Raw genomic sequence first — 13465 nt, 5'->3', positions numbered from 1 at the left:
CCTATGTGTTGGCGCACATAGGTTTTTACTTTTTAGGACCAGGTCATATTGCACCTCCCTCATTTCCATAGCGGTCAGGCCACAACGAGGCTGGTGTCGTGTTCAAGCGATCAGCGATGGCCCGCTCAATTTTTCTGGATCGACGAGCGCCGCGCGCGACATCGGTGACAGCGGTGTGCGAAACGCCGACATCGCGTGCGATGGATCTGAGCGTCACACCGGCAGAACTTAGATCCGCTTTTAACTTGGAATATGCATTGGTCATCTTGAACTTTCACAGCTTCCATGCAGAGTGAAAGCTGCCAGAGAAAATGAGTCAAGTTGTTGTTATTGTACGACATTATAACATCGTGGACGCATTGTAATGCCATGCAGATCCACTTTCGCCTGAACAACGACGAGGTCGACGCTCATACGAACTTTTAACTTGACGAAAAAAATAGGAGGATGAAACCTTCCCGGAATATTTCACCCCACAACGCGGGCTAGCGCTCGTGAACCTCGAACTTCATGGTTGCGCGGACGTCGAAAGCGTAAATGATCTTTGCAACATGGGCTTCATCTCCCCCGCCCTTTTCACCGGCACGGGCATCGACAACTGTCCATTGCACTTTCAAGCTGTACAGCGGGAGTTGATTGCGCACATCGAAACGGGGAGCATTCTGTCGGCGTTAGCGGTCTCGCACCCGTTTGTCCTCGACGCTAAGGACCGGATGAACGTTGATCAGTTTCGTTCATGCGAGGTCGTTGTCTTTGACGAAGGCTATCTGCAGAAATTGACCTCATCAAAGCTTTCGGATGCATTCGAACGCTCCGCCAAAAGTTGGCGAACATGAACCTCTTCACGCCCTGATTACGAAGGAAGCTGCATTCAGGTTCGGCCAACTACCCATTCCTATGTAACAATTGGGTAGGACCCACATGGAACGTACAAAGGTGACAGGCAGAAGCGTCACATATCGGCTAGCGCCAGTTTTCGCGATTGATATCGTCGTTGACAGATCTGAGTAGGCGGAGCAACGACCACCACTCGACTTCACGATCCATTCGGGGTTTGAGCCAATTAGGTGCCTGAACGAGAACAGCCCTTCGCTGCGCCGCACTCGAACTCGAAAGTTGCGGGACAAAGTGAATTTTCGCTGCAAACTGCCTCGATGACGGGAAACTGCACTTTTGTCTACGGCAACCCACTAGAAGAGCAGGAAACGGATGTTCGCTGCATTGAGCAGTAACGGCAGCTTCGACTAACCGCGCTGCAGCGTTGTTAGCTTTCAGCAAACCGCAGAAATCCGAGCGGCAGTCAGTGGGTAATCTCAGATAAGCACAACTGCGGTGCCCACAGAAATCAGAACGAAAACGCAAAAGCTCCAAAAAAGCAGCATTTTCGATCTGCGTGAGACGAGCGGCTTGTTCAGAGGCAACAGCGGACGTCGTTCCATTTTCCTTCTACCTTGTTTCAGCATTAGCCACGCCCTTCGTCGGGCCTTTTGATCCGGAGTGAACGACGATACCACCCAAAGTGATAAAGGCTATCGCGGCGAAGACTTCCCAGCCTGGTTGGCCTAAGCCAAGTACAAGCATGAGCATGGTGGAGAAAACGGGGGCTGAGTATCCCAGGACACCAAGCAGAGCAGCATGACCCTGACGCATTCCCAGATCCCAAAGAAAGAACGCACCTCCGGCAGGGCCCAAACCCAGCGCGGCGATGACCCAAACATCCGAGGCGGTCAGCGCCGGCAGGTTCGCACCCTTTGTCATCCACCAAAGCCCGCAAATCAGAGACGACGCAAAGCAGATTGTCGTCATAGCAGAGATAGCGTCTGACTGATCATGGCGGCGCAGGTTTGAGAACAGCGCCCAGAGAATTGCTCCAACAAAGGCAAGACCGTACCCGAAGGTCTCAGATAGCTGGAGCGCAAACCCATCTTTGCCTATCAGGATTAACACTCCGGCAAAACCAAGCGCGGCTCCAAGGTAACCCGGGAAGCCGCTGCGCAGTTGGAAGAACAAGTTGCCAAGAATAATCAGGCAAGCAGGCCAAAGGTAATTGATCAGCGACACCGGGATCGGCGCCGCATGATGGAAGGCTTCCAGATATGACAAGTGGTAAGCTGTCAAAAGCCCGGCAAACAGGATGGTGCGCCGGTCCAGCAGACGCACTGGCTTCCGGCCTGTTGCGGCACAAATTGCAAGCCCCATGCCCGCCGCGATCGCAAAGCAGAACGTCAGGACCAGATAGGGCGGCAGGGAGGCTGAAAAGGCTCCAAGAACCCCCAATGTGCCCCAGGACAGAATGGCCAAAGTGCCCAATCCTGTGTGCCGGGCTGACATCAGAAGACTTCGCTTCCCAGAACCGCATCATGCGAGGGTTGCAGCAGGATAGTCTCGCCAGCCTCGTTCGGGACTCCCATGACCAGGACTTCAGATTTGAAACCGGCAATGTTGCGAGGCGGCATGTTCACCACGCAAACGACGGGCCGTCCAAGCAGCTCTTCTTCGGAGTAGTTTTTGATCTGAGCGCTGGACCAGCGCCGGCCTAGCTCACCAAAATCAACGCAGACCTTGTAGGAGGGGTTGCGCGCGCGGGTGAAATCCTTGACCTCGACGATCTTGCCTAGGCGCATTTCCACCTTGGCGAAGTCGTCATAGACGATCTCTGCTTTGTTCATGTCATTGTTCCTTACGACAGTGCGGCCAGAATGGCGGCTTCCGACCCTGCAGTATCGGCGGTACCGCCCAGATCGCGTGTCTTGGTGTCAGGACTTGCCAAAGAAGTTTCAATGGCTTGTTCGATATCGGCTGCGGCGTCTGCTTCGCCCAGATGCTCCAGCATCATGGCAGCGGTCCAGACAGCAGCAACCGGGTTGGCGACGCCTTTGCCTGCGATATCAGGCGCCGAGCCATGGACCGGTTCAAACATCGAGGGGTACTTGCCCTCCGGGTTGATGTTGGCCGAGGGCGCGATACCGATTGAGCCAGCGACAGCCGGACCCAGGTCGGACAGGATGTCGCCAAAGAGGTTCGAGGCCACAACCACGTCAAACCAATCCGGATGCAGGACAAAATTCGCGGTCATGATGTCGATATGGAACTGGGCCGTACCGATACCCGGATGACGCTCGGCGGCGGCGGCAAATCGTTCGTCCCAGAACGGCATGGTGTGAATGATGCCATTCGACTTGGTGGCCGAAGACACATGTTTGCGCTTGCGGGTTTTGGCCACGTTGAACGCATAGTCCATGATCCGGTCCGTGCCGCGCCGGGTCAGGATGCTTTCCTGAATGGCGGCCTCGTGTTCCGTGCCCTGATAGACGCGCCCGCCGATCTCGGAGTATTCCCCTTCGACGTTTTCGCGTACGATGATCATGTCGATGTCATCCGCACCACGTCCTGCCAGGGGCGAGCTGATGCCCTTCAACAGGCGCACGGGGCGGACATTGGCATACTGATCCAGTTCCCGGCGCAGCGGGATCAACAGACCCCAAAGCGACACGTGATCCGGAACACCGGGAAAGCCGACAGCCCCCAGATAGATGCTGTCAAACGCCTTCATCTGCTCGATGCCGTCTTCGGGCATCATACGGCCCGTGTCGTGATAGCGTTCGCAGGACCAGTCGAATTCGGTCCAGTCCACAGTGAAGTTGTGCTTTTGCGCCACAAGGTCAATGACGCGCTGACCGACCGGCAGAACCTCTTTGCCGATCCCGTCTCCGGGGATGGCTGCGATACGATATGTTTTTGTCATAGCCGGGATTCCTTACGCGATGCCGCCGATATGCAGGGTTTTGACTTCCAGGTATTCATCGATACCCTGACGCGCACCTTCACGGCCCAGACCGCTTTCCTTGATGCCGCCGAAGGGCGCGACCTCAGTGGCGAAGCCGCCCACATTGATACCGATCATGCCGGTTTCCAGTTCCTCGCTAACACGGAATGTACGGGTCAGATCGTTGGTGTAGAAATAGGCTGCCAGCCCGTAAGGCGTGGCATTGGCTGCGGCCAGCACTTCTTCCTCGGTGCCGAATTTGAAGAGCGGCGCGACGGGGCCAAAGGTCTCTTCATCGGCCACAATCATGTCTGAAGTCACCCCAGTTACAACAGCTGGGCTGATGAAGCGTTTGCTGCTGTCTTCCTGCGTCCCTCCTACGATTACAGTTCCGCCCTTGGCGGTGGCATCGTCCAGATGTGATTTGATCTTGGCAATGGCAGCGTCGTTGATCATGGGACCAATTTCCACACCGTCCTCAAACCCGTCGCCCAACTTCATGTTTCCAACAACGGCTGCCAGCTTCTCAGCGAAGGCGTCGTAAACACCGGCCTGAACAAAGATGCGGTTGGCACAGACGCAAGTTTGCCCCGCATTGCGGAACTTCGAGGCCATGACGCCTTCGACAGCAAGATCCAGATCGGCATCGTCGAAGATAATGAAAGGAGCGTTGCCGCCCAGCTCCAGGCTGAGGCGTTTCATAGTGCCCGCGCATTGCTCCATAAGCAGTTTGCCCACACGGGTGGAGCCGGTGAAAGACAGTTTGCGCACCGCAGGGCTGCCGGTCAGTGCGCCGCCGACACCTGCAGGGTCCCCTGTGACAATGTTGACCGCCCCGGACGGAAAGCCCGCGCGTTCCGCCAGCACGCCGAGTGCGAGGGCAGTGAATGGCGTGAACTCCGAAGGTTTGATGACCACCGGGCAGCCTGCAGCCAGCGCCGGAGCGATTTTCCGGGTGATCATCGCCGCCGGGAAATTCCAGGGCGTGATGATGGCGCAGACGCCGACGGGCTGTTTTTGCACGATAATGCGGCGGTCCTGCACCGGGCTGGGGATAGTTTCGCCATAGACGCGCTTGCCCTCTTCGGCGAACCACTTCACGAACGACGCAGCATAGGCGATTTCGCCCTTGGCCTCGGCGAAAGGTTTGCCCTGCTCCAGGGTCATGAGCGTAGCCAGGTCATCCTGAGATTCCATGATCAGGTCGAACCACTTCTCCAGCAGCGCGCCACGATGTGCTGCAGTGGTTTTGCGGAAGGTCGCAAAGCAAGCCTCGGCGGCGGCAATTGCGCGATCCGTTTCGTCGGAACCGCAGTTCGGTACAGTGCCGACAACAGAAAGTGTTGAGGGGTTGTCAACTTCGATCGTCACGCCGTTGTCGGCGTCGATCCATTCGCCCGCCACCAGGTTTTGCTGACGAAACAGAGAGATATCTTGAAGGTTCATAATTTCCAACTCCAGCAGTTAGGAAAATCCTATCGGGTTTGCGCGAGGGGAAATCTTGAATTTGCCAGTCCGGTAGCATCCTGTGCCGCGATTGGCCCGGCTTCAACATTTTGTGCCGCACCTTAGTCGCGGTCGACCAGATCCTGGATCGGCACGCTGTGCTTTTCTACAACCGGCTTAATCACGATATAGGAGAAATACTTATCGATGCCGAGGTTCCGCTCCAGAAGATCCTCCATGATCTCCTGATACTGTGACACACCGCGCGCGACAAACTTCAACAAGTAGTCGTACCCGCCGCTTAGCAAGTAGCAATCCACTACATTGTCATGTTTTCGGATTTCGTTTTCGAACCGGACAAAGTCCTTGCGGCGGTGGTCCGCAAGTGTGACTTCGGTGAAAACCGTTACGTGCTCCGCCAGTTTCTTGAGGTTGATAACGGCCCGGTAATTCTGAATGTAGCCCGCTTTCTCAAGCCGCTTTACCCTTTGCAGGCAGGGGCTGGGGGACAAACCCACAGCCTCTGCCAAATTCACATTGGTTATGTTGCCCTGCGTCTGCAGGGTGGAAAGAATATTGATGTCGATCCGGTCAAGCTTCGGCGTCCCCACCATATTCTTTCCTCCCGTTGCTTAGCTCGCCAACTCTGCCTGATGGGCCTTTGCCATGTCCATCATGCTGTTGAATTGGAAGTCATATTTCGGCATTTCGCCAGGGTTCATGGTGGCGCCAAAGCCCGACTTGTCGTGGCGGCGGTAGATCCAGCAATTGGACAGCCCGTATTTGTTGGCCGGTGCGTGGTCGTGGAACATGCTTTCAGCGGTGTGCAGAATTTCATGCTTCTGAATGCCCTGACGCGCCATCATTTCGATCATGTAGTCGAAATTGCGGTCGAACGGCTTATAGCTGCCAACGTCCTCGGCAGTGTAGACGCCGTCGAAATGCACACCCAGGCGGGTGTTGGCGCCAGAGAAGGTGAGATTGTCGGTGTTGGTCAGAACCACCAGTTTGAAGTGTTTCTTCAGGTAGGTCAGAGCCTCGATTGTGTCGTCGAACGCGGGCCAGTGACGTGCGGAACGGCCATAGGCTTCGCATTCCTCCCAGGTTACCTCAACGTTCCATTCCTCAGCCAGGCGGCGGTACACTACGGGCAGCAGCTCGTAGTATTTCTTCGACGGCGTATAGCGCTGCGTTGTGCTTTCGTAAAAGGCATGCGCTTCAAGAATGTCGTCGCGCGTCAGGCTGCGGCTCACACGGTCGGTCAGCGGCTTCAGTCCGGTAACCATGCCGGTTTCCCAATCAAGCAGGGTGCCATAGACATCGAATGTGAGGGCTTTGAAGTCAGACAGTTTCATGAGGATTATCCTTCTACGTCCAGAATAGTGTCCAGTGTTGCACGAAGGCGGGTGATCAACAGATCCACCTCAGCTTCGGTGATACAGATGGGCGGGGCAAGCCCGATAACGTCATCAGCAAATGCGCGGAAAATGACGCCATTTTCATAACCGGCTGTGGCCAGACGGCCCGCGACATTTTTGTCCTTGGCGGGTTTCGCCTTGGTTTCCTTGTTCGAAACGATCTCAATGGCGGCCAAAAGTCCCTTGGCCCGGACATCACCCACAACCGGATGATCCAGCAGGGTTTTCAGCTGCTGCTCGAAGTAGGCGCCAACCTTCTTCGAGTTTTCGATCATACCGCCCTCGTAAAGCTTGATGACCTCGAGAGCGACAGCTGCGCTGACAGGATGCCCCGAATAGGTGAAACCATGCCCAAACGGCACGCCTTCCGGCGCGGCATCAGCAATGGTCTGATAGATACCATCCGAAACAAACACCGCACCCATAGGCGCATAGCCCGAGGTCAGGCCTTTGGCGGTTGTCAGGAAATCAGGCGTCAGCCCTTCATGTTCACAGCCAAACATCGGCCCGGTCCGGCCAAAGCCTGTGATGACCTCATCCACAATGAACAGGATGCCCAGTTCGCGGCAGGTGTCCTGCATCGCTTTGGCATACCCTTCCGGCGGTACGATCACACCACCTGAACCCTGGACCAGTTCCATGATGAACGCAGCAGTGTTTTCAGCGCCAAGCTCTGCAACCTTGGCTTTCAGGTTGGCGACGCCCTGCGCGATGATTTCTTCATCTGAGATTGCTTTGTTGCGATACGGATAGGGCGATGCAATGTGGTGCTGCCATTGCATCGGCAGATCGAACTTGTCGTGAAAGACCGGCAGAGCAGTCAGTCCGGCACCGTTCGAACTGGAGCCGTGGTAGCCCTTTTCCAGCGCGATGAAGTGCTTCTTGGAGCTTTCGCCGCGGGCGTTGAAGTAGTAGCGCACCATGCGGATCACGGTATCCACCGCATCCGAACCGCCCAGAGTGAAGAACACGTGGTCCAGATCGCCAGGAGACAACTCGGCGAGCTTGGCCGCCAATTCAATTGCCGGCTCGCTGCCAAAGTGGAAATACCCGGTTGCATAGGGCAAGCGCTGCATTTGCTCAGTGGCAGCGGCAACAACATTCTCGTGGCCGTATCCTGCGTTGACGCACCATAGACCTGCAAAGCCGTCGAGCAGTTCATTGCCCTCGGAGTCAGTCAGGAAGACACCCTGCCCCGATTGCATAACAGTTACACCCCGTTTTTCGTGGGCGCGGATTGGAACCACAGGATGGAAATAGTGGGCCCGGTCTTTTTCGATAAGAGAGTTGGATCGCATCGGTTTCTTTCCCGTATGAGCTTTCAATCGAGGGTAAGGGAAACTGCCGGAAGGAAAGTGCGTTTTGCAGCCGGGAACGGCATTTTCAGCCGTTGTTTTTCCTTTGACAGCGTTTTATGCTGTATCTACCCGGCTGACTTTGCGGGAATTAAAGTGGATCGTGCTCTGAGAAGCCAGTTTTGCAGCATATTCTGAAAGTATGGCGGATCATCGCGCCATTGGCTTTGGAATGCCATGCCGCGAACGAGGCACATGAATTCATTCATCATGGCTTGCCGTATGTCTGCGCTACAGCCGAACGCCGCGAGTTCGACGTGCCAGACGTCATTGAGCGCCTCGTTGAATTTTTGGGATTCTGCAGCGACATAGGCCAGTTCTGTCTCATTCACGCGGGCTTCGGACAGGTAGTCCATGGACACCTGAAAGATTCCGCTTTGGTATCTTTCCCAGATGTATTCGGTCAGGGCTTTCAGGCGGTTCTGGCCAGGTTGCAGTGTCCGGGTGAAACTGCGCAGCAGATCCGCCTCGCGGCAAAGCATCTCAGCATAGGCCGCCTGAATGAGGTCCTTGCGTGACGGGAAATGGTGCAGCATCGCTCCCCGCGACACGTTGGCCTGGCGGGCGATGTCTTGTGTTGACGTATGCGCCAGTCCCCGATCAACGATCAGGAACTGTGCTGCTTCCAATATCCGGGCCTGGGTCGCCGCGGATCTTTCGGCCTGTGTGCGCCGTGGCTTGCTGGATGCCGTCATGTCTTAGCCTGCCAGATAGGCTGGAAGCCAAAGCGCAATTTGCGGAAAGACGACCATCAGCAGCACGGCGAAACACATCAAAAGGAAGAAAGGTATCGCATAGACCGCCACCTTGTGGATCGGCACACCGGAGAAGCCCTGAATGACAAACAGATTAAATCCAACAGGCGGTGTCATCTGGCCCAGCTCGATCATGATAACCAGAAAAATACCGTACCAGATCGGGTCGAACCCAGCGGCGACGACGACAGGCAAAGTGATCGGCAGGCTCATCACGATGATCGAAATGCCATCCAGGAAAAACCCGAGCAGAATGTAGAAGATCGCCAGAGAAGCAATCAGCACATAAGGGGACAGGTTCAGAGCATCGATCGCTACGGCGATATTGCGCGGGATGTGCATGTAGCCGATGGCGGACGACAGAAAGGCTGCGCACATCAGGATTGAACAGACCATGCAAGAGGTTTTGAGCGCATTGATCAGCGACTCCGCCAGCATGGCGCGCGACAATTGCCGGCTGAATGCCGCGAAACAGAGTGCGGCAAAGACACCGATGGCTGCTGCTTCGGACGGCGTGGCCCATCCGGTGTAGATTGACCCAATAACCACAAGGATAAGGCCAAAAACCGGAGCAAGGTTGCCCAGAATAGCACTTGGCCGGGCGTCTTCCTTGCTGATTATGTCCTTGGGTGCAAGTGCTGGTGTAATTGCGCATCTTGCGGCCAGATAGGCCGCATAAAATGCTGCGATCATGAGGCCGGGAACCACACCTGCGATGAACAGCTTTGCAATCGAGACCTCGGCCAGAACTCCGTAGATGATCAGGACAATGGATGGCGGAATGAGAAGCCCAAGGCTGCCGGCACCAGCGAGGGAGCCAAGCGCAAGGCTTTGGGAATACCCGCGTTGGTTCAACTCACTCGTGGTGATCCGGCCGACAGTGGCAGTCGTCGCCGCGCTGGATCCGGAAACGGCGGCAAAGAGAGCTGATCCCAAAACATTGGTATGCAGCAACCCTCCAGGGATTTTTGATACGAGCGGAGAGAGACCTTTGTAGAGCCGTTCGGAAATATCCGTCCGGAACATGATTTCTCCCATCCAGATGAACATTGGAACAGCGGCAAGTTCCCAGGAGGAGGCGCTTCGCACAATGATCCGGCTGGCAATTGCTCCGATCTTGTCGGGCGGGAAGCCCATGAAGGCGAACAGCGAAACTGCCGCAGCGGTGGCGAGAGCAAGAAATACCCACATACCAGTCGCCAAAACAGCGAGCATCAGAATGAAAACGGCGAGTGCTGTTGTAACGGGGTCCATGATTAGCCCTCCTGTGTCTTTGGAATAAATGGGCGGATGGCAAGGGCCGATAGTTGCAGCACCAGCAGGCAAGCGCCGGCAAAGACAATGGCATCCGGTATCCACAATGGGACTTCGGCCACGCTTTCGCTGACTGCGCCGCGCTTCCAGTTCTTGATCAAGTTGCGCCACAGGAATGTGCAGAAGTAGGCCCCCAGACCAGTTGCGCAGGCAGCCACGATGAATTCGACCGCTTGCTTAATTCTGCGCGGGAGCCTGAGTGTAAGCAAGTTTACCTGGATCATGCCTCCGTCCCGCAGTGTCCAGGACAGCGATAGGAAGGTGATCGACAGAACCGCAAAGCCAATGAACTCATCCAGGACATGGGTCGAGGTATCGAACAAAGTCCTCATGACGGTTTCCAGCAGGATGTGTGAAACGGCGTAGATGAGAATGGCAGCCGCGCAAATCAGGGCGCAATAGGACACAGCATCAATCGCACGCAGAAGAAGTCGCATGGTATTCTCCGGGATCGTCGGTGGCTTCAGGAGACGCCACCGATTTGTGGGGTGTTATTGAGTTTTCGCTGCATTGAAGGCGTCGATCAGGGCTTGCCCCCGGGCGCCGGTGGTCTCCAGCCAGTCGTTCAGTGCAGCTTTGCCGGCGGCTTGCAGGGCGGTCCGGTAGGTGTCGTTGTCCGATGTGACCACAGACACTTTGTTTTCAGCCAGCTGACCGTAGGTTGCGGCAAGACGATCCGGGATCGCAGCCCAGTTCTGATCACGGGTTTCGGCGGCGGCTTCGAGGACGGCAGCCTGCTGCTCTGCGCTGAGACCATCGAAGGTGCTTTTCGAAATGTGGACGAAATTCAGAGGGATCGCATAGTTGTAGATCTCGGTGAACGTGGTGAAGTGTTCCCAGAAGCTGCCTGAAACCCCGCCCTCGGCAGATGTCAGGACCGCATCAATTGCGCCGGTCGAGATCGAAGGAACAACGTCGGCCCAGGACAAGCGAACCGCGGCTGCGCCCAGTTCGTTCAGAGCAGTGGTGCCGTTTTTGTCATAGGTGCGGATTTTCAGTCCCGCCAATGCATCGGTCGAGTTCTTCGCATCAGTGGCCCAGATGCCTGACGGCGGCCAGGGAGAGGCGTAGAGCAGGATCTGGTCGTTTTCTTCAAAGACCTTTTTGAACTCGGGTTCAGCTACCTTGTAGAGCAATTCGGCCTCTTCCACTGTGGTCACGAAGAAAGGCAGCGAAGAGATCAGGAACAGCGGATCAATGCCGCCAAGCGCGCCGCCGTAGGTGTCGGCGATTTCCAGGGCTCCCTCGCCGACGGCGTCAAAGTGATCAGCCGACTTGTAGCCCAAGGCACCGCCGTAATGGACCACGACCTCGACGGACCCGCCGGTCTTTTCGGCGACCAATGAGGCAAAGCGCGCATCGCCAACCCCATGGATGGACGTGGCCGAATACTCGTTGGAAAGGTTCAGGGTGACATCAGCCGCATTTACTGCGGCGCCGGTGACAGCGAACGAAAGTGCCGCCACGCTTGCGAGAAGCATGTGTTTCATTTTGGGTTCTCCTTGTTGGTTTGGTTTGGATTTGGACGTCAGCTGCCCAGTGTCATTGACGCAATGTCATGGGGCATGTCGGTCAGCATCTCGTAGCCGTCATTGGTGATCAGAACGGTGTCCGAGTGGCGGAACCCGCCCTGGCCGCGCCAGTAGATGCCTGGCTCGATGCTGATCACCATGTTCTCCTGCAGGACGTCGTCACTGCCTTCGGCAACCCAGGGGCCTTCGTGACCTCCCATGCCGATCCCATGGCCAGTGCGATGCAGGAGATTGTTCCCAAAGCCCTCGGCGCGAAGAAACTCCATCACCTTGTGGTCGACATCGTGGCAGCTGACGCCTGGGCGCAAAGCTGCGAAGCCAATCTTTCCGGCTTCGACCATGATGTTGAAAACTTCGGCATCTTCTTTGCGGGGAGAGGTCACAAAGAAGGTGCGTTCAGTTTCCGCAGAATACCCATTCACACGCAGGAAAGAGAGACCGACATTCGGCCCTTCTATCAGGGTGTCCGAGGGCTCTGGAAAGCGGTGCGGCTGGGCACTGAAGGGAGCGGACCAAATGCCCTGCCAAATGTTTGAAATATAAGGGTCAAGATACCCTTCTTGTTGCGCGATTTCCTCTCGCAACAGGCTGTTCGCCTTGTCGGTGTCCGCAATACGGCCACCGTGGCAGGCCAAATCCATCGCTAGCTTCAGGCCACGGTCTGAATACTTCGCCGCCTTACGGATGGCAGCAACCTCGTAAGGGCTTTTGACCATGCGGAGCTGTTCGACATAAGGCAGGACCTGAGGCGACCAGCTGGACAGCGCCACCAGCAATTCACCGGTGATCGACATTTCGACACCGATGTTTTCATCGGCAGGCAACACAGATTGCAGCGCTTCGATGTAGCTGCCGCCGGCCGGTGCGGGGTAGTCGATGTATTCGACGATCTGGTGCGGCACAGCGATGGTCGCCATGTTTTCGGCTTCGATCCGGGGTGTCAGAAAGACCGGTTGGTTACCCGGACGGACGACAATGAAGAAGGGGCGTTCAAAGGGTTCGTAGCGGAAACCAGTGAAGTAAAAGATGCTGTCTTTCGTCGAAATCAGAAAGGCGTCCAGGCCTGCCTTCTTGATTTTCTTTTCGAGAGCGGAGAAGCGGGTTTGGTGTTCGAGCATGGTCTTCCTCAACTAACAATCAGGACCGACTGTTTCTTTATTGAGGCCTGTTCTGCCCGGCGTTTTCTGCTCTTCTCGGCCGGGATTCAGCATAGGATGCTTTGGGGGCAGCGGCTGCCAGCATGATCTGTTTCCCCCGGCGGGCGGAGAAATTGGCAGCTCGTGACCGAACTCTGCCTTAGTCTAAGGCTTAAGTGTAAGTTTGGCTCGTTCGTGCCAAAACTTGTTTCTCCAAAACGATGAAAGCCGGCGGTTAGGCCGGCTTTCAAAAGATATGTTTTGGAATTTCAGTGCTGGTACACTCCGCGGAAGAACTCATGCCAGCGAAGCGACAACCATTGCTCCGATGACGGCGAGGCCAGTTGCAACAAACCCGAAAAGTTCCACCGTGTTCTTGAAGTCTTTGGTCATTTTCGTCTCCTGTGAATGATGTTGGCAAGCTCTGTTGTTGAGCTTGAGATAACTTTTAAGACACTGCTTTTGCTCAATAAACCACCAAGTCATCATCCCCGGTATGCCAGCTGCGCATGCCTTGGGAGAGTGAATTTCGCATCACTCTCCTTTGGCGGAATTTTGTGCTGCTGCGGCGTTGGCAGGAAGCAAATTCTGCTGTTGCTCTCCGTCAGGGGCGATTTGAAGCACTCCTGAACTTAAAAAAGCGTTTTCGGGAATCGCTGCCGTCAATGGCAGAGGCTTAAGGCGGAGAAGACAAACAGGCCGCACCTGCGAAGGTGCGGCCTGTTCTTTCTTCAAAACTCAGT

Annotated in this window: 15 protein-coding genes; 1 reads left to right on the top strand and 14 read right to left on the bottom strand. The window is 55.8% G+C overall.

What is annotated here, in order from left to right; translation table 11 throughout:
* Window positions 1-43: 43 nt before the first annotated feature.
* A complete protein-coding gene (locus tag K3555_RS23450; protein ID WP_260009252.1) occupies window positions 44-265 on the bottom strand; it encodes a helix-turn-helix domain-containing protein in 222 nt (73 codons plus the stop codon).
* A gap of 229 nt (window positions 266-494) precedes the next feature.
* Here K3555_RS23450 and K3555_RS23445 point away from each other — a divergent pair, with 229 nt between their 5' ends.
* Window positions 495-836, top strand: a complete 342-nt coding sequence (locus tag K3555_RS23445) for a hypothetical protein (protein WP_260009250.1) — start codon at window positions 495-497, stop codon at window positions 834-836.
* 610 nt (window positions 837-1446) lie between these two features.
* Here the strand turns inward: K3555_RS23445 and K3555_RS23440 are convergent.
* From K3555_RS23440 to K3555_RS23380, 13 genes are all read right to left on the bottom strand, one after another.
* Entirely contained in the window at window positions 1447-2301 is an 855-nt protein-coding gene (locus tag K3555_RS23440; protein ID WP_260009248.1) for a DMT family transporter, read from the bottom strand.
* A gap of 29 nt (window positions 2302-2330) precedes the next feature.
* The gene (locus K3555_RS23435) at window positions 2331-2669 is read right to left on the bottom strand and encodes a tRNA-binding protein (protein WP_102857694.1); all 339 of its coding nucleotides are present in this window, start codon (window positions 2667-2669) and stop codon (window positions 2331-2333) included.
* Between the two features lie 11 nt (window positions 2670-2680).
* Complete coding sequence (locus K3555_RS23430; protein ID WP_260009245.1) at window positions 2681-3745, bottom strand: tartrate dehydrogenase; 1065 nt, start codon at window positions 3743-3745, stop codon at window positions 2681-2683.
* A gap of 12 nt (window positions 3746-3757) precedes the next feature.
* Window positions 3758-5212: an NAD-dependent succinate-semialdehyde dehydrogenase gene (locus K3555_RS23425; protein ID WP_260009244.1), complete on the bottom strand. Its 1455-nt coding sequence runs from the start codon at window positions 5210-5212 to the stop codon at window positions 3758-3760.
* Between the two features lie 122 nt (window positions 5213-5334).
* Entirely contained in the window at window positions 5335-5826 is a 492-nt protein-coding gene (locus K3555_RS23420) for an Lrp/AsnC family transcriptional regulator (RefSeq protein WP_014873171.1), read from the bottom strand.
* 18 nt (window positions 5827-5844) lie between these two features.
* Window positions 5845-6567, bottom strand: a complete 723-nt coding sequence (locus K3555_RS23415) for a haloacid dehalogenase type II (RefSeq protein WP_102914976.1) — start codon at window positions 6565-6567, stop codon at window positions 5845-5847.
* A gap of 5 nt (window positions 6568-6572) precedes the next feature.
* Complete coding sequence (locus K3555_RS23410) at window positions 6573-7928, bottom strand: aminotransferase class III-fold pyridoxal phosphate-dependent enzyme (RefSeq protein WP_260009243.1); 1356 nt, start codon at window positions 7926-7928, stop codon at window positions 6573-6575.
* A 125-nt stretch (window positions 7929-8053) separates the two neighbouring features.
* Complete coding sequence (locus K3555_RS23405; protein WP_260009242.1) at window positions 8054-8680, bottom strand: TetR/AcrR family transcriptional regulator; 627 nt, start codon at window positions 8678-8680, stop codon at window positions 8054-8056.
* A 3-nt stretch (window positions 8681-8683) separates the two neighbouring features.
* Complete coding sequence (locus K3555_RS23400; RefSeq protein ID WP_260009241.1) at window positions 8684-9994, bottom strand: TRAP transporter large permease; 1311 nt, start codon at window positions 9992-9994, stop codon at window positions 8684-8686.
* Between the two features lie 2 nt (window positions 9995-9996).
* Window positions 9997-10491, bottom strand: coding sequence for a TRAP transporter small permease (locus K3555_RS23395; protein WP_076618349.1), 495 nt, complete (start codon window positions 10489-10491; stop codon window positions 9997-9999).
* A gap of 54 nt (window positions 10492-10545) precedes the next feature.
* Window positions 10546-11544: a TRAP transporter substrate-binding protein gene (locus tag K3555_RS23390; RefSeq protein ID WP_260009240.1), complete on the bottom strand. Its 999-nt coding sequence runs from the start codon at window positions 11542-11544 to the stop codon at window positions 10546-10548.
* 38 nt (window positions 11545-11582) lie between these two features.
* A complete protein-coding gene (locus tag K3555_RS23385) occupies window positions 11583-12704 on the bottom strand; it encodes a Xaa-Pro peptidase family protein (protein WP_260009239.1) in 1122 nt (373 codons plus the stop codon).
* Between the two features lie 552 nt (window positions 12705-13256).
* Complete coding sequence (locus K3555_RS23380) at window positions 13257-13457, bottom strand: hypothetical protein (protein ID WP_260009237.1); 201 nt, start codon at window positions 13455-13457, stop codon at window positions 13257-13259.
* Window positions 13458-13465: the final 8 nt, after the last annotated feature.

Origin of the sequence: Leisingera sp. M527 (genome assembly GCF_025141525.1) — a bacterium.
GTDB lineage: Bacteria > Pseudomonadota > Alphaproteobacteria > Rhodobacterales > Rhodobacteraceae > Leisingera.
This window is presented reverse-complemented; position numbering and strand designations above follow the sequence as displayed.